Origin of the sequence: Bradyrhizobium sp. USDA 241, from assembly GCF_049739505.1 — a bacterium.
In the GTDB taxonomy this organism is placed as follows: domain Bacteria; phylum Pseudomonadota; class Alphaproteobacteria; order Rhizobiales; family Xanthobacteraceae; genus Bradyrhizobium; species Bradyrhizobium liaoningense.
In genome coordinates, this window is the sequence record NZ_JBMGPZ010000005.1 from 262,157 (window position 1) to 278,271 (window position 16,115).

At 63.2% G+C, this 16,115-nt stretch carries 14 protein-coding genes and 1 pseudogene; 4 read left to right on the plus strand and 11 right to left on the minus strand.

Annotation, left to right across the window (positions count from 1 at the left end):
- Nucleotides 1–191: 191 nt before the first annotated feature.
- Nucleotides 192–848 (minus strand): annotated as a pseudogene (gene istB, locus ABIF91_RS22955) (IS21-like element IS1631 family helper ATPase IstB); the annotation flags it as partial.
- A 91-nt stretch (nt 849–939) separates the two neighbouring features.
- Entirely contained in the window at nt 940–2,208 is a 1,269-nt protein-coding gene (locus tag ABIF91_RS22960; RefSeq protein WP_038952271.1) for an IS256 family transposase, read from the minus strand.
- A gap of 129 nt (nt 2,209–2,337) precedes the next feature.
- Here ABIF91_RS22960 and ABIF91_RS22965 point away from each other — a divergent pair, with 129 nt between their 5' ends.
- Nucleotides 2,338–3,180 carry a hypothetical protein gene (locus tag ABIF91_RS22965; RefSeq protein ID WP_424579413.1) on the plus strand — a complete coding sequence of 281 codons (843 nt, stop codon included), beginning with the start codon at nt 2,338–2,340 and terminating at the stop codon, nt 3,178–3,180.
- A gap of 103 nt (nt 3,181–3,283) precedes the next feature.
- On the opposite strand, the gene ABIF91_RS22970 is transcribed toward ABIF91_RS22965, so the two are convergent.
- Nucleotides 3,284–4,413 (minus strand): IS3-like element ISRj2 family transposase gene (locus ABIF91_RS22970; RefSeq protein ID WP_129557670.1). Its coding sequence is split into 2 segments (ribosomal slippage): nt 3,284–4,161 and nt 4,161–4,413, totalling 1,131 coding nucleotides; the frame shifts between segments, so codons are not numbered across the junction.
- Nucleotides 4,414–4,522: 109 nt separating this feature from the next.
- Here ABIF91_RS22970 and ABIF91_RS22975 point away from each other — a divergent pair.
- On the plus strand, nt 4,523–5,200 hold the full coding sequence (locus tag ABIF91_RS22975; protein WP_035681190.1) for a ParA family protein: 678 nt from the start codon (nt 4,523–4,525) through the stop codon (nt 5,198–5,200).
- Between the two features lie 77 nt (nt 5,201–5,277).
- Here ABIF91_RS22975 and ABIF91_RS22980 read toward each other — a convergent pair whose 3' ends face one another.
- From ABIF91_RS22980 to trxB, 5 genes are all read right to left on the minus strand, one after another.
- On the minus strand, nt 5,278–5,424 hold the full coding sequence (locus ABIF91_RS22980; RefSeq protein ID WP_162131096.1) for a hypothetical protein: 147 nt from the start codon (nt 5,422–5,424) through the stop codon (nt 5,278–5,280).
- A gap of 126 nt (nt 5,425–5,550) precedes the next feature.
- Nucleotides 5,551–5,700 carry a hypothetical protein gene (locus ABIF91_RS22985; protein WP_165935876.1) on the minus strand — a complete coding sequence of 50 codons (150 nt, stop codon included), beginning with the start codon at nt 5,698–5,700 and terminating at the stop codon, nt 5,551–5,553.
- Between the two features lie 153 nt (nt 5,701–5,853).
- Nucleotides 5,854–6,762, minus strand: coding sequence for a 4-hydroxy-tetrahydrodipicolinate synthase family protein (locus ABIF91_RS22990; RefSeq protein WP_028178743.1), 909 nt, complete (start codon nt 6,760–6,762; stop codon nt 5,854–5,856).
- 442 nt (nt 6,763–7,204) lie between these two features.
- Nucleotides 7,205–8,128: a LysR family transcriptional regulator gene (locus ABIF91_RS22995; RefSeq protein WP_028178742.1), complete on the minus strand. Its 924-nt coding sequence runs from the start codon at nt 8,126–8,128 to the stop codon at nt 7,205–7,207.
- 4 nt (nt 8,129–8,132) lie between these two features.
- A complete protein-coding gene (trxB, locus tag ABIF91_RS23000; protein WP_028178741.1) occupies nt 8,133–9,098 on the minus strand; it encodes a thioredoxin-disulfide reductase in 966 nt (321 codons plus the stop codon).
- 265 nt (nt 9,099–9,363) lie between these two features.
- Here trxB and ABIF91_RS23005 point away from each other — a divergent pair, with 265 nt between their 5' ends.
- Nucleotides 9,364–9,843 (plus strand): Lrp/AsnC family transcriptional regulator, encoded by a 480-nt coding sequence (locus ABIF91_RS23005; protein WP_028178740.1) that lies wholly within the window; start codon nt 9,364–9,366, stop codon nt 9,841–9,843.
- A 151-nt stretch (nt 9,844–9,994) separates the two neighbouring features.
- On the opposite strand, the gene greA is transcribed toward ABIF91_RS23005, so the two are convergent.
- The 3 genes from greA to ABIF91_RS23020 form a co-directional block, all read right to left on the minus strand.
- The gene (greA, locus tag ABIF91_RS23010) at nt 9,995–10,468 is read right to left on the minus strand and encodes a transcription elongation factor GreA (protein WP_027563740.1); all 474 of its coding nucleotides are present in this window, start codon (nt 10,466–10,468) and stop codon (nt 9,995–9,997) included.
- A gap of 230 nt (nt 10,469–10,698) precedes the next feature.
- Entirely contained in the window at nt 10,699–14,163 is a 3,465-nt protein-coding gene (gene carB / locus ABIF91_RS23015) for a carbamoyl-phosphate synthase large subunit (protein WP_284281678.1), read from the minus strand.
- Nucleotides 14,164–14,305: 142 nt separating this feature from the next.
- Nucleotides 14,306–15,475: an MFS transporter gene (locus tag ABIF91_RS23020; protein ID WP_028178738.1), complete on the minus strand. Its 1,170-nt coding sequence runs from the start codon at nt 15,473–15,475 to the stop codon at nt 14,306–14,308.
- A gap of 108 nt (nt 15,476–15,583) precedes the next feature.
- On the opposite strand from ABIF91_RS23020, the gene ABIF91_RS23025 reads away from it, so the two are divergent.
- On the plus strand, nt 15,584–15,955 hold the full coding sequence (locus tag ABIF91_RS23025) for an ArsR/SmtB family transcription factor (RefSeq protein ID WP_028178737.1): 372 nt from the start codon (nt 15,584–15,586) through the stop codon (nt 15,953–15,955).
- Nucleotides 15,956–16,115: the final 160 nt, after the last annotated feature.

Genomic DNA, 16,115 nt, shown 5'->3' on the forward strand with positions numbered 1-16,115 from the left:
TATGGATGAGATAGGTGTCCACACCACCTAGTTTTCGCGACAGCATCGCCATTGCGCGTGTGGCCGGCTTGATTCGTCCAGATCAACCGTGGCGTACTCGTACAGTCGAAAACGCACCCCGCGGGTCACTTCAAATTCCTCCGGGTGTGGTCAGTCAAATTCCTCCACCCGCGAGGCAGGACAAGGGACTGTTAGTTTGAGTTTGTTTCCCGGGCAAGAGCTTCAGCGGCTTCTTTGAGCCGATAGCTGCGTCCGTCGAACTCAAGCAGATGGCAATGATGCATAAGGCGATCGAGGATCGTCGTGCTCATAGTGTTGTCCCCAAGGTATGCCCCCCAATCCTGCACGACGCGATTGGAGGTGACGATGACGCTGCGGCGCAGTTTGTAACGCTGATGGATCAGGGTCTGCAGCAAAGTGCCGGCGTCGTCGGGGATGGCGCGTGCGAGGAATAGATCGTCCAGCACGAGGAGATCGCAGTCGATGATGGTTCGCAGCCGGACCTCGCGTTGTGCCGGAGAGTTCAGGGCGTAGCGGTGGAAGAAGTCGTCGGTCTCAAGATACTGGACCTTGTGGCTTTGCAGGATCGCCTGATAGGCAATCGCCTTGGCGATGTGCGACTTCCCGGTGCCAGGTTTGCCAACAAGCAGAGCGTTCTCGCCAGCGGCAATGAACGCCAGGGTGTGGAGCTGGAAGCAGGTCTGACGTGGCAGTTTGGGATTGAAGGACCAGTCGAACTCGGCGAGCGTCAGCTTTTCGTCGAGCCCGGATTGCTGGTATCGCCGCTCGATAAGACGGGACTGACGACGGTCCAGTTCATCCTGCAGGATAAGGGAGAAGGTCTCGAGGAAGAGAGCTGGCCCCGCAAATTCGGACAGTAGCTTGAGTGGATTTTCTGCCTGACAGGAGCTATGGCTGATTTTGGGTGACGCGGCCTGCTCAGGCGGCGTGGCTTTCAGTGTTCGGAATGACTTCGATTCCGTCGATGAACTTTACACCGGCGATGACTTTCGGCAACTGGTTCGTGCTCTTCAATCGCCGCCAGGTCTTCGATGCGGCGTCGATGAGCTTGAACACCATCAGCTTCGCAGTTTGTTGCGACAGCGATCCCTTGGTCCGCACCGTTCGGTGGCGCACCGTGGCGAAGACGCTCTCGATCGGGTTCGAGCTGCGTAGGTGGATCCAGTGCTCAGCAGGGAAGTCGAAGAAGGCGAGCAGCGCATGGCGATCCTTGATCAGGCACTCCACCGCACGTCCGTATTTGACGTGGTATTTCTCGACGAAGACGTCGATCGCGGTTTCAGCTTCGGCCCGGTGTGGGGCCAGATAGATGTTCCGCAGGTCGTTCTTCATGGGGCCCTGCACGGATTTGGCGACCTTGTCGAGTACGTTGCTCACTTTATGGCACCAGCATCGTTGGTGCCGCGTGCCGGGAAAGGCCTCGTCCAGTGCCTTCCAGAAGCCGAGGGCGCCGTCGCCGATGGCGAGTTGCGGGGCAATCCGTAACCCGCGTTGCCGCAGGTCGATCAGGAGTTCGCGCCAGCTCTGCGCGCTCTCGCGCACGCCGACCTGGAAGCCGATCAGCTCCTTCTTGCCTTCCGGCGTGGTGCCAATCAGCACCAGCATGCATTCGCTGTGATCTTCCATGCGGGCCTGCAGGTACACGCCATCGGCCCAGATGTAGACATAGCGACGCGCCGACAGATCGCGTCTCTGCCAGCGTTCGTACTCGACCTGCCAATCGGCCTTCAGGCCGGCGATCACCGAAGGCGACAGGTTCGGCGCATCCTTGCCGAGCAGCGCCGAGAGCGCCTCCTGGAAGTCGCCGGTCGAGATGCCGCGCAAATAGAGGACCGGGATCAAGGCATCCAGGCTCTTCGTCCGCCGCGCCCATAGCGGCAGGATTGCCGAACTGAAGCGGAGGCGGTCGCCTGGCCCGCTCGCTCCGCGGTCGCGGACCTTGGGACGAGCGACCTCCACCGGACCGATGCCGGTCGCAATCTCGCGCACCGGACCGTGCCCATGTCGGACCAGGCGCGCTCGACCGTCGGGCAGCGTCAGATTGGCCGTGCTGGCCAGAAACGCGCCAACCTCGATCTCGATCGCCCTGGCAAGCAGGTCCCGCGCGCCGGCTCGAACGATATCGGTCAGTGGATCATCAACCGCGGACGGCTGACGGAAAGCAAGAACATTGGTAGTCTCGGTCATGGCGTATCGCTCTCCTCGAGAGGTTCTGGCAGGCTCGTCACCCGCCTTGATACGCCGCCTTCCTCACACCGTCATCACCCAGATTCCGCCATAGCTCGCATCACCCACCATTACTTCACAGTCTTCCAGATGAAGGCCGAAAAGCTCAGCGACGCCAAACTGCGCAGCGAGCCGGTCGAAGCCAGTGGGAAGCGATTGAAGCCTGCCGTCGCCGAAGTCTTGGCTCGAAAGGGCGTGTACATCATCGTAACCTCCAAGACCAATCTCACGACGCCCAAGCCAGGTTCAAAGGTCTCGCGCTTAACGCAAGTGCGGCACTTGCTGCGCACGGCCATCAGAAAAATCGACGAGCGGGTGGACCACGCTCACCTCGACGTTTACGGCCCCGTCAAAATAGCCGGTTGGGTGAATACGCATCCTATGGTCGCTGTCTGGATGAAGCAGTTGCTCGGTCTCGCCTCAGCCGACTTCGCGTTCCAAACTATGGACGACTGGTCGAACTACCGCGACCTTTCGAACTCACTCGTGTCATGGCCTTCGTTCACTGGACAATTGGATGCGATACAGCAGTCCTTGCTCAAACCTCGCGAAGTTGTTCGCCTCCTCGGCCATGCTGGACTTGGGAAGTCGAGGCTTGCATTCGAGGCCCTTCGGTCGGGTGATACCGATTGTAGCCTAACGCCCATCGTGGCTTATGCGCGAAAGTATTCACCGAGCTTAATTCATCAGGTTCGGGATTTCATTCAGAACCGGCGCCGCGTAGTCCTTGTCGTCGATGATTGTCCGCCTTCCAGCCACAGAGAATTAAGCCAAGAGGTGCATAGGACGGACAGCCTGCTGAGCATGATTACGCTCGATCTGGATTTCGATAAGCCGCCTCCTGAAGACCAGGAAATTGTAATTGAGGCCGCGCCAAATGAAGCAATAAAAGAGCTGGCCCCGGTTGTTTGGACAGCGCCCCGCTGGATTTAAGTGGATTCCTGCCGGGTTATGCTGAACGCGGGGCTTTACGGTTTTGTCGTTGCGTCGGGAGGGCGTAGCCCGACCAGAGCGACGACAAAACCGTCGGCGACGGTCATGCGGCCATCACCATAGCTTGCGTGCCGAAGTAAGCCTCGTCGGGCGTGCGCCCGTCAAGGCTCGAGTGAGGGCGTCCCTGATTGTAGAAGGCCAGATACTTGGCAATTGACGCTCGCGCCTCGGACACGCTGTCGTAGGCGCGGAGATATACTTCTTCGTATTTGACCGTGCGCCAGAGCCGCTCGACAAACACGTTGTCGCGCCAGGCGCCCTTGCCGTCCATGCTGATGGCGATCTTCGCGTCCAGCAGCACATCGGTGAACTCGAGGCTGGTGAACTGGCTGCCCTGATCCGTGTTGAAAATCTCGGGCCTGCCGTGCTTCGCCAACGCCTCCTGGACCGCTTCGACGCAGAAGGCCGCCTCCATTGTGATCGAGACGCGATGGGCCAGGACCCGTCGGCTGAACACATCGACGACCGCCGCGAGATAGACGAAGCCACGCCGCATCGGAATGTAGGTGATGTCCATTGCCCACGCATGGTCGGGCCGCTCGATCTTCAATCCGCGCAACAGGTACGGGTAGATCTTGTGACCCGGAGCCGGCTTGCTCGTGTTCGGGCGACGATAGACCGCCTCGATCCCCATGCGCTTCATCAGCGTCGCGATGTGGCGGCGACCGGCGTATACGCCCTCCCGCCGCAGCAACGATCGCAGCATACGCGCTCCCGCGAAGGGATAATCGAGATGCAGCTCATCGAGCCGACGCATCAAGGCAAGGTCCTCGGCCGAAACTGGCCGAGGTTCATAGTAGACCGTGCTGCGAGCCAGCTTCAGGACCTTCGCCTGGCGCACGATAGAAAGATCATGATCGCGGTCGATCATCGCTTTGCGCTCAGCAGGCCCGCCTTGGTGAGCGCGCCGGACAAAAAATCGTTTTCCAACGCCAGCTCGCCGATCTTGGCATGTAACGCCTTCAAATCGACCGGCGTCTCGGCCGATGTCTTGTCATGCCCAAACACGCCGGCGGCGCCTTCCAGGAGCTGGTTTTTCCAGATCGTGATCTGGTTCGGATGAACATCAAACAGTTGCGCCAGCTCCGCCAGTGTCTTGTCGCCTTTGACCGCAGCCAAAGCAACCTTCGCCTTGAATGCCGGAGAATGCGTCCGGCGGCTCTTCTTCGTCATCTTCGCTCCTGATTCGCAGCAAGAATCCTCGCCGCTGTCAGGCAGAAAATCCACTCAAGCTACTGTCCGAATTTGCGGGGCCAGCTCTGTCAATCTGGAGGCCGAAGGTATGAACGTTATTGTTTTTGCATCGCGTAAGGGCGGCTCGGGCAAGAGTACCCTGGCTGCACATCTCGCCGCGCAGATCAAGGCGAGCAAGCAGGTCATGCTCGTGGATGCGGATCCGCAGGGCTCGCTCACGCTGTGGCACAAGCTGCGTGGCACCAACGAGCCGCCGATCAAGTCTGCCGTGAACTCCGTCAGCGGCATCGTCTCCGCTGCCAAGCGCGACGGCTATGAATGGGTGTTGATCGACACGCCGCCGAACCTGTCGGCCGTCGTCGACGACGCGATCCGCAACGCGACGATGGTGATCATTCCGGCGCGTCCCGGCGTGTTCGACGTCAACGCAGTGCAGGAGACCATCCAGATGTGCCGCGCCGCGCGCAAGCCCTACGCGGTCGTGCTCAACGGTGCGCCGGCGCGCCGCGACGATGCCGAGAGCCCGATCGTCACCATCGCCCGCGAAGCGCTGGCCAAATTCCGTGCTCCGGTGTGGGGCGGCCAGATCACCAATCGTTCGGACCTGCTGATGGCGCTGAGCCACGGCGAAGGTGCGCGCGAGTATCAGGCCGAGAGCCGTGCGGCCCAGGAGATTGCAAGGCTGTGGGCGGCGATCGAGCGTTCGGTCAAGGCTATTCGCGGCACGGCGTCGGCTTCCGGCGCAATGCACAAGCAGGCGGCTTAATTTTCATTGTTCATTCCCCGGACGACAAACGCGCGGACAAGCCGCGCGTTTTGCGTTTCTGCACCGGTGAAGACGAGTTACGCCACCATCAGCATGTAGAACACGATGACCGGCGACAGGGTCAGGATCACCGACCAGATGCCTGCGGCCCAGAGAATGTCCTCGGTGGTAAAGCCCTGCTGTCCGGCGTCGTAATGCGACGCCATTTCATTCTGACTATTCACAAACGCCTCCGCGATTTCTTCGCTTATGGGCGTCAGTGTTAGCGGGGATGTTTTAAGATCCGGATCGCAGCTGCCCCGGCATTTTGAACACAGGTGCTACCGCGGGTTAACCATCCCGCGCGTCCGTCAGCCGACCAGCCAGAGGCGAAACAGCAGCACCGGCATCAGGCCGAGCATCACCGCCCAGAACCCGAACGACGACACCACCAGAATTCCCTGCAGGAGATCGGCGGGCGCGAATTGCCGCGCGGCCGTCGGCCGGATGCGATGTCCCATGGTCATTCCCCCTCTGTAGGTCCCGGAGGATAGGCGCGATTGCGTAAACGAGCCGTGGATGCGCCATGCGGCAGCAGCGAAGGCGATTGAGGAGCGGTTAACCACGGGGCGGTGCTCTTACCCTCCCCTGGAGGGGGAGGGTAAGCGAAGCCGCTACGCCGCGACCTTCGTCCGTCGCTCGATCTCGCGATCGATCGCCGCTGCGAGCTCGCTGCTCACTTCAACCATCGGCAGGCGCACTTCGGGGCTGTCGATCAGGCCGCTGCGCCACAGCCAGTACTTCGCCGGCGCGGGGCTCGGCTCGGCGAACGATAGCCGCGTCAGCTCGGCGACTTCGTTCCAGCGCGCCAGCGCAGCATCATGATTGCCGCGCTTCAGCTCGGCATGGACGGCCGCGAACGTCGCGGTCTCGACATGGGCCGACAGCACGATGCCGCCGTCGGCGCCGTCGCTGAGCGCCTCGAAATAATTGGCATCCTCGCCGGTGAGCACGCGGAATGCCTTCGGACGGTCGCGCAGCAGCGCGATCGACTGCTCGCGGCTCGCGCCGCAATCCTTCAACCCGACGATGTTCCTGTGCTCGGCGAGCCGCAGCAGCGTCTGGTTGGTGATGTTCGCGGCGGTGCGATAGGGGATGTTGTAGAGCACAATCGGCCATGCCGCGTGATCGGCGAGCGCTTCGAAATGCGCCAGCAAGCCGCGCTGCGACGGCCGCACGTAATAGGGACTCGCGATCAGGTAACCGTCGATCGGCCAGTCCGCGGTTTCGTCGAGGCGCTCCTTCAGCCGCGCGGTGTCGGCACCCGAGAGCCCGAGGCAGATCGGCATGGTGTGGCCACTGGCTGCCATCTCGTCGCGCGCCACGGCGACGAGACGTTCGAGCTCGGCCTCGCGCAGCGTCATGCCTTCACCGGAGGTCGCCCCCAGGATGAAGCCATCGACGGCTCCCGCGCCGTAGTGCCGCGTCAGCCGCCGCAGCGATCTCTCGTCGAGCGCGCCGCCGTGAAACGGCGTCACCAGCGGCAGCCACAGCCCGCGCAAGTGATCTTCAAGTCCGGTCATGTTCCATCTCCTTCCAGGGAAAAGCCTGAGACGGAGGGCACATGAAAAAACCCCGTCCAGGCGGCGGGGTTTTCGGGATTTGCAGCGATGACGAAGTCAGCTAGTGCGCGCAAAAATCCGAGGTCCCCGAATGGGGGCCTTTTTTCGAATTGGCTGCGCACGACTTCGTGATCATTTGCAAATGATGCGGGGTGTGCCTGGAACTGTCAATACACGCGGAGGGCGAAAGCTCATGCAGACGAAAAAAAGCCGGACCCGAAGGCCCGGCTTAGGTATTGGCCACGTGAGGCCGACACAATCACCTTCCAAGAGGGATTACTGAACTCCCGCGCCACTGGAGGAGGGGGACAAATGCGCAACGCGAAGGCTCAGCGTGCAAACATTATGGGCTCGCCCAGTGTCATGCAGCAACAGCCGAGGCCGCATGTCAGTCATGCGGAAATCAGGACGGCCAGCGCTGCGCCTTGCTCACCACGAAGTCGCGGAACACCTGCACGCGCGCGACCGTCTTCAACTCCTCGGGATAGACGAAGTAAGTGTCGAGCTGGATCGAATCCGACTCGCCGAACAGCTGCACGAGTTTGTTCTGTTCCTCGACGAGATAGTCCGGCAGCGCGGCGATGCCGAGGCCCTGCTGACAGGCGCGCACGAGACCGAGGATGTTGTTGACCTTGAAATAGGCTTCGCGCGGGCCGGAGCCGTTGCGCCCGGCTTCGATCAGCCAATTGCGATTCTGAAGATGCGGCGCGAAGCTGCCATCGCTGAGCGTGATGATGCGGTGGGAGTCGAGCTCCTCCAGCGTGCGCGGCGTGCCGAAGCGCTTGATGTATTCCGGCGAGCAATAGGCGTGGAAGCCCATCGCGAACAGCTTGCGCTGGATCAGGTCGGGCTGCGTCGGCTTGCGGGTGCGGATCGCGACGTCGGCCTCGCGCATCGACAGATCGAGCTCCTCGTCGGTGACGATCAGCGAGATGCGGATCTCCGGATAGAGCGCGGTGAACTCGCCGAGCCGCGGGATCAGCCAGTTGATGCCGACGCCGGGCGTGGTGGTGATCTTGAGGTCGCCGCTCGGCCGCTCGCGGCTGTCGGTCAGCTTGGCGCGCGCCGCCTGCAGCTGCATGAACACGTCATGCGCGGTGCGGAAGAGCAGGTCGCCCTGCTCGGTGAGGATCAGGCCGCGGGCGTGGCGGTGGAACAGCGAGACCGAGAGCTCCTGCTCCAGCGCCGAGACCTGGCGCGAGACCGCCGATTGCGACAGGCCGAGCTGCTCGCCCGCATGCGTGAAGCTGCCCGCTTCCGCCGCCGCGTGAAACACCTTCAGCTTGTCCCAATCCATATCCGTAAATCCGTCGCGTGTTCGAGGCATGATGTTATTCCGCTGCCGCGCGCTCGCTGGCGCGAAGGGCCAAGAAACGTTCGGCTTCGAGTGCGGCCATGCAGCCGAGGCCTGCGGCCGTCACGGCCTGGCGATAGGTCTCGTCGGCGACGTCGCCGGCGGCGAACAGGCCGGGCACCGAGGTGGCGGTCGAGTTCGGGGCGACCTCGACATAGCCCGACGGTTTCAGCTTGACCTGATCCTTGACGAGCTCCGTCGCCGGCGCGTGGCCGATGGCGATGAAGACGCCGTCCGCCTTCACGTCCGTGAGCGCGCCGGTCTTGACGTTCTTGAGCCGGACATGGGTGACCTTGTTCGGGTTCTCTGTGCCGCAGATCTCGTCCACGGCCGAGTCCCAGATCACTTTGATCTTCGGGTGGTTGAACAGGCGTTCCTGCAGGATGCGCTCGGCGCGGAAGTGATCGCGACGATGCACGATGGTGACCTGCGAGGCGTGGTTGGTGAGGTACAGGGCTTCCTCGACCGCGGTGTTGCCGCCGCCGACCACGATCACGTCCTTGCCCCGGTAGAAGAAGCCGTCGCAGGTGGCGCAGGCCGATACGCCGCCGCCCTGGAACTTGGCTTCGGACGGCAGCCCGAGCCAGCGCGCTTGCGCGCCTGTGGCGAGGATCACGGTGTCGGCGAGATAGACGTCGCCGCTGTCGCAGATGAGGCGGAACGGCCGCTGCGCCGTCTCCAGCTTGGTGACCAGGTCGGTGACGATCCTGGTGCCGACATGGACCGCCTGCTTCTCCATCTGCTCCATCAGCCAGGGGCCCTGGATCACGTCGGCGAAGCCCGGATAATTCTCGACGTCGGTGGTGATGGTGAGCTGCCCGCCGGGCTGGATGCCCTGGATCAGGATCGGCTCGAGCATCGCCCGCGCGGCATAGATCGCCGCCGTGTAGCCAGCAGGGCCGGAGCCGATAATGACGACCTTTGCATGAACAGGAGCGGACATTTCGATGGACGCCTTTCACGGGGGATTTGCAGCGCGGGCGCGGAAGGTGCCGGGAGGCCTCGCGGAGGCGCTGAAATATCAGAGCTAATCTAAGCCTTCTGGTGAGCTATGCAAGAATTGCATTCCCTCTCGGCGGATTTTTCCAACAGGGAACAAAAGTCGATTGCGTCGCACGCGCAATAAAATTGCGCTGCTCGTGCCGCTGGGCTATGAGGATTTCGACAAACCATCCAATACCGCTGCAAAGGGCAGGAGTTCCAATCACGTGTCGCGGAACCTAGACGAGATCGACCTGAAGATTCTCACCGAGATTCAGGCCGACGGTCGAATCACGAATGTCGAGCTGGCCAAGCGCGTCGGCATCTCGCCGCCCCCCTGCCTGCGCCGTGTCCGGGCGCTGGAGGAAGAGGGCTACATCCACGGCTATCGGGGCCTGCTCGACGCCCGCAAACTCGGCTTCGACGTCACCGTGTTCGCGGCCGTACACCTGTCCAGCCAGGCCGAGGCGGATTTGCGCGCTTTCGAGGATTTCGTCCGCGCCGAGCCCCTGGTGCGGGAATGCTGGATGCTGTCGGGCGAGGTCGATTTCATCCTCAAATGCGTCGCGCCCGACATGGCGACTTTCCAGGATTTCGTCACGCACCTGACTGCCGCGCCACATGTCCGCAACGTGCGGACCTCGCTGGTGCTGCACAATTCGAAGTACGAGGCGGCCGTGCCGCTGGATGTGAAGGGAAGAAGGTAGTTATTCCGTTCTCGTGCCCCGGACGCAGCGCTTCGGGACACGAGAGATGCTGCTGCTCCACGCTCCGTCATAGGGAGCGACACGCAGACGCGAAAAAGGCCGCGCGTCGCGCGGCCTTTTGAAGACATCGTCGCACGCAGGCGGCAAATCCTTACCGCCACTCCACCTTGGTGATCTCATAGGCCTTGGCGCCGCCGGGCGTGTTGACCTCGACCGAGGCGCCCTTCTTCTTGCCGATCAACGCGCGCGCGAGCGGCGAGGTGATGGAGATGCGGCCCTTCTTGGCGTCGGCCTCGACCTCGCCGACGATCTGCCACACCGTCTTCTTCTCGGTGTCCTCGTCGACCAGCGTCACGGTGGCGCCGAACTTGATGGTGTCGCCGGAGAGCTTGGAAATGTCGATGATGTCGGCGCGCGCGAGCTTGTCCTCGAGCTCGGCGATGCGGCCTTCATTGTGGGACTGCTCTTCCTTCGCGGCATGATATTCCGCGTTTTCCGACAGGTCTCCGTGCGAGCGCGCCTCCGCGATATGCTCGATGATCCGCGGACGATCCACGGACTGGCGCTGCTTCAATTCTTCCCCGAGCGCGACAAAGCCGGCCTGGGTCATCGGAACCTTTTCCATCGTCTCTCTCGTCCTTCGATCGTGCGCCCCAAACGCGGATGGGCGCCGCAACCTTGATTCGTCAGTGTTTCCGGAGCCCAACGCAGGGACTGCCGGACGTTGACAGATATGGGCTTTTAGCGCCGGAACAGAACCACCACCTGGCCGGACCACCACCTGGCCGGACAGTTCCTCCGGCCATTGTGGCTTCATCGCCAATCACTTAGCAGCGGCTTCGCCGGAGCTAGCGATCAGGTTTCCGAAAAGTAGCTCTGCAGGGTACGAACCTCAAGGTCCCCGCCCAAATAGGCGCGGATGCCCTGCGCGGCCGCCACGGCCCCGGAAAGAGTGGTGTAATACGGCACTTTATGCAAGAGGGCCGCGCGCCGCAGCGAACGGCTGTCGGCCAGGGCCTGCGGGCCTTCGGTGGTGTTGAAGACGAGCTGGACGTCCCCGTTGGTGATGGCGTCGACGATGTGCGGCCGCCCCTCCAGCACCTTGTTCACCTTTTCGGTCGGGATGCCCTGGTCGGTCAGGAAGCGCTGGGTGCCCGAGGTCGCCAGCACCTTGAAGCCGAGCGAGTGCAATTCGCGAACGGCCTCGGCGATGCGCGTCTTGTCGCTTTCGCGCACCGACACGAACACCGTGCCCTTGCGCGGCACCCGCGTGCCGCCGCCGAGCTGGCTCTTGGCGAAGGCCACTGCAAACGAACGGTCGATGCCCATGACCTCGCCGGTCGAGCGCATCTCGGGACCGAGGACGGTGTCGACGCCGGGGAAGCGCGCGAACGGGAAGACCGATTCCTTGACGCCGACGTGCTTGAGCCTGGCCTTCTTCAGCTTGAAATCGGCGAGCTTCTCGCCCGCCATGATGCGCGCGGCGATCTTGGCGACCGGCGTGCCGACCACCTTGGCGACGAACGGCACCGTGCGTGAAGCGCGCGGATTGACCTCGAGCACGTAGATCTCGCCGTCCTTGATGGCATATTGCACGTTCATCAGGCCGATGACGTCGAGGCCGAGCGCGAGCTCGCGGGTCTGGCGCTCCAGCTCCTCGATCATCTCAGGCTCGAGCGAGTGCGGCGGCAGCGAGCAGGCGCTGTCGCCGGAATGGATGCCGGCTTCCTCGATGTGCTCCATGATACCGACGATGAACGTGTCCTTGCCGTCGGAGAGGCAGTCGACGTCGATCTCGGTCGCGTCCGACAGATAGCGGTCGAACAGCAGCGGGTTCTTGCCGAGCACCGTGTTGATCTGCCCGGTCTTGTCGTTCGGATAGCGCGCCTTGACGTCGGCCGGCACCAGCTCCGGCAGCGTGCCGAGCAGATAGTCGTTGAGCTGGTTCTCCTCGCGGATGATCTGCATGGCGCGGCCGCCGAGCACGTAGGACGGGCGGACCACCAGCGGCAGGCCGAGGTCGGCGGAGACGAGCCTCGCCTGTTCGACCGAATAGGCGATGCCGTTCTTCGGCTGCTTGAGACGAAGCTTGTCGAGCACGCGCTTGAAGCGGTCGCGGTCCTCCGCGAGGTCGATGGCGTCCGGCGAGGTGCCGAGGATCGGCACTTCGGCGGCCTCCAGCGCACGCGCCAGCTTCAGCGGCGTCTGGCCGCCGAACTGCACGATCACGCCGTGCAGCGTGCCCTTGCTGCGCTCCTTCGCGATGATCTCCAGCACGTCCTCGGCGGTGAGCGGCTCGAAATAGAGCCGGTCGGCGGTGTCGTAATCGGTCGACACCGTCTCCGGATTGCAGTTGACCATGATGGATTCGTAGCCGGCATCGTGCAGGGCGAAGCAGGCATGACAGCAGCAATAGTCGAATTCGATGCCCTGGCCGATGCGGTTGGGACCGCCGCCGAGAATGATGACCTTCTTCTTGTCGGACGGCGTGCTCTCGTCGGCCGGGGCGCCCGCAAACGGCGCCTCATAGGTCGAATACATGTAGGCGGTCGGCGAGGCGAACTCGGCCGCGCAGGTGTCGATGCGCTTGTAGACGGGGCGAACGCCGAGTGCGTGCCGCTTTGCCGTCACCTCCGCTTCCGTCGTCTCGGCGAGCACGGCGAGGCGTGCATCGGAGAAGCCCATGGCCTTGAGCGTGCGCATGCCGAAGGCGTTGCCCGGCAGGCCGTTCTTGCGGACCCTCTCTTCCATGTCGACGATGCCGCGCATCTCGCCGAGGAACCACGGATCGATCTTGCAGGACTTGAAGATGTCCTCGTTCGACCAGCCGAGCCGCATGGCCTGGGCGACCTGGAGCAGCCGGTTCGGCGTCGGCGTGCCGAGCGCGGCGCGGATCGCGTTCTTGTCGTCGTCGCGGCCGAGGCCCTCGATCTCGATCTCGTCGAGGCCGGTCAATCCGGTCTCGAGCCCGCGCAGCGCCTTTTGCAGGCTTTCCTGGAAGGTGCGCCCGATCGCCATGACTTCGCCGACCGACTTCATCGACGTGGTCAGCGTGGTCGAGGCGCCCGGGAATTTCTCGAAGGCGAAGCGCGGCACCTTGGTGACGACGTAGTCGATGGTCGGCTCGAACGAGGCCGGCGTGGCGCCGCCGGTGATGTCGTTGGCGATCTCGTCCAGGGTGTAGCCGACGGCGAGCTTGGCGGCGACCTTGGCGATCGGAAAACCGGTGGCCTTCGAGGCCAGCGCGGAGGAGCGCGACACGCGCGGATTCATCTCGATGACGACCATGCGGCCGTCTTCGGGGTTGACGCCGAACTGCACGTTGGAGCCGCCGGTCTCGACGCCGATCTCGCGCAGCACCGCCAGCGAGGCGTCGCGCATGATCTGGTATTCCTTGTCGGTCAGCGTCAGCGCAGGCGCCACCGTGATGGAATCGCCGGTGTGCACGCCCATCGGATCGAGGTTCTCGATCGAGCAGACGATGATGCAATTGTCGTTCTTGTCGCGCACGACCTCCATCTCGTACTCTTTCCAGCCGAGCACGGATTCTTCGATCAGCACTTCGTTGGTGGGAGACGCATCGAGGCCGCGTTCGATGATGTCGAGGAACTCTTCCTTGTTGTAGGCGATGCCGCCGCCGGTGCCGCCCATGGTGAAGGAGGGGCGGATGATCGCGGGCAGGCCGATCTCGGACAGTGCCATCATCGCCTGTCCGAGCGCATATTCCTGATAGCGCTTGCGCCGGTCGCCTTCGCCGAGAGTCCATTGCCGGTCGAGCTCTTCGAGCGCCGCGCCCGACAGCTTCTCGCGTTCGGCGTGGTATTTGTCGCGGAACGACTTCTTCAGCTCGGACGCGTTGGCGAGCCGCGACTTCGGCGTCTGCAGCCCGATCTTCTCCATGGCATTGCGGAACAGCTGGCGGTCTTCGGCCTTGTCGATCGCGTCGGCGGTGGCGCCGATCATCTCGACGTCGAACTTCTCCAGTGTGCCCTGGCGGCGCAGCGACAGCGCGCAGTTCAGGGCGGTCTGTCCGCCCATGGTCGGCAGCAGCGCGAAGCCGCCGGGAATGACGTGACGTTCCTTCTCGATGATCTTGGCGACGATCTCGGGCGTGATCGGCTCGATATAGGTCGCATCGGCCAATTCCGGATCGGTCATGATGGTGGCCGGGTTGGAATTGACGAGGACGATGCGGTAGCCCTCTTCCTTCAGCGTCTTCACCGCCTGGGTGCCCGAATAGTCGAACTCGCAGGCCTGGCCGATCACGATGGGACCGGCGCCGATGATCAGGATGGTGGTGATGTCTGTACGTTTGGGCATCAACTCTCGCCGAAGTGGAATTTTGGCACAAAAAAAGGGCGCGCTGCTGCGCGTCCCTTTGGCCGAGAGCGCGGTGGTCTCCCTCGCGCGCGGGTGGGTCTTAGACCAGTTTTAGAGGCGGCGAAACCCCGAAAAATGCCCATCAACCGGCAATTTTGACGGGTTTGGGCCGGGCCTGCCAGCCACGGGCGAGGTGCACCAGGAGCGCGGCCGCAACGCTCGTTCCGCCGATCCAGCCGAGGTCGGTCGATGCGAGGGTCGCCAGCACCGCGCCGCCCAGCGCTCCGCCGATGGCGAAGCCGAGATACATCGACGAGGCGTTGAGCGAGAGCGCAATCATCGGAGCCTGTGGCTCGATCCGGATGATGCTCGCGAGCTGGGCCGGATAGAACGCCCAACCCGAGAGGCCCCAGAGGAAGATCGCGCCCAGCACCGCGTAATGCGCCTGTCCCGGCATCAGCTTCAGGATCAGCGAATGCAGGATCAGGGCACCCGCCATGCCGGCGAGCCCGAGGCCTGCGGTGGCGAGCGTGCCGAGCCGGTCGGCCAGGACGCCGCCAAGCATGTTCCCGATCGCCGCCGCGCTGCCGAACACCAGCAGAGCGAGGCTGACTTGCGAGGCATCGAAGCCGAGCCCGCGCAGCGGGACCGCGAAATAGGTGAAGACAGTGAAGCCACCCAGCGCCCACAACAGGGTGATCAGGAGCGCAACCAGAACGTGGCTGTGGCGCGCCACCGCCAGCCGTTCGCTGAGCGAGGCCGTATTGCGGGGCAAGCCCTTGGGCAGGCCGAGCAGCAGGCCGGCGAGCGCGACCGCGCCGATCAGGGCGACCATGGCAAAGGTCGCGCGCCAGCCGAGCAGGCTGCCGACGAGATTGCCGAGGGGAACGCCGATCACGGTCGCGACCGTCATCCCCGAGGTGACCAGCGCCACCGCGCGGCCGCGGCGCTCGGGCGCGGCGACCGCCACGGACACAGCCATTGCCGTCGGCATGCAAAGCCCCGAGCCCAATGCCATCAGCATCCGCGAGGCCAGCAGCAGGACGTAGTTGGATGCGACCATCGCCGCGAGGTTGCCGGCGATGAACGTCGCCAGCGCCAGGGCCAACACGGTGCGGCGGTCGATGTTGTTCAGCGCCACCGCGAGGATCGGCGAGCCCACGGCATAGGTGAGGGCGTAGGCGGTGACCAATTGGCCCGCGGCCGAGACCGAAATCGAAAGGTCGCTGGCGATTGCCGGCAAAAGTCCTGCGATGACAAAGCCTTCAGTGCCGATCGCAAAGGCCGCAACGGCCAGCCAGAACACGCTCATCGGAAAAGTCCCTTGTTCAATGTCTATTGAACTATTCGATGCTCCGGCTCGGGAGTCAATTGGTTCAAGAACTATTGAACATAATGGCCGCTTCGCTATGATCTGAACATGAGCCGCACGCCAATTCACCCGACCCGCGAGCAGATCGAGCTGCCGATGGTACTGGATTGTCTGAGCGATCCGATCCGGCTCGCCATCGTCTACCAGCTCGCCCAGCAAGAACGTGTCAGCAACGAGCTCTGTTGCGGCGATTTCAGCGGGCTGGGTGGGAAGTCCAACCTCGCCTATCACTTCGCCAAGCTGCGCGAATGCGGGCTGATGCAGACGCGCCTGGCCGGAACCAACCGGTTCATGCGCCTGCGCCGCGAGGATCTGGACGCGCGGTTTCCGGGCCTGCTTGATGCGGTGATCAGCTCCGCAGCCAGGGATGCGGACCGGCTTCAGCTGTTGTCTGGGAGCGAAGGAATTGAGGAAGATTGAGCTGCGGATACAGTCCGTCTACGCTTCCGCTTCGCTCCAGCTGCGCCGGACACGCTTCGCCCCTGCAGGTCTTGCGCGGCTGCGCCACGCGTAGCCCCGCAGGGCGAAGCGTGGAGACCCGGCCTGGATTTGAACCAGGATGAAGAGCGATGCACCGCCC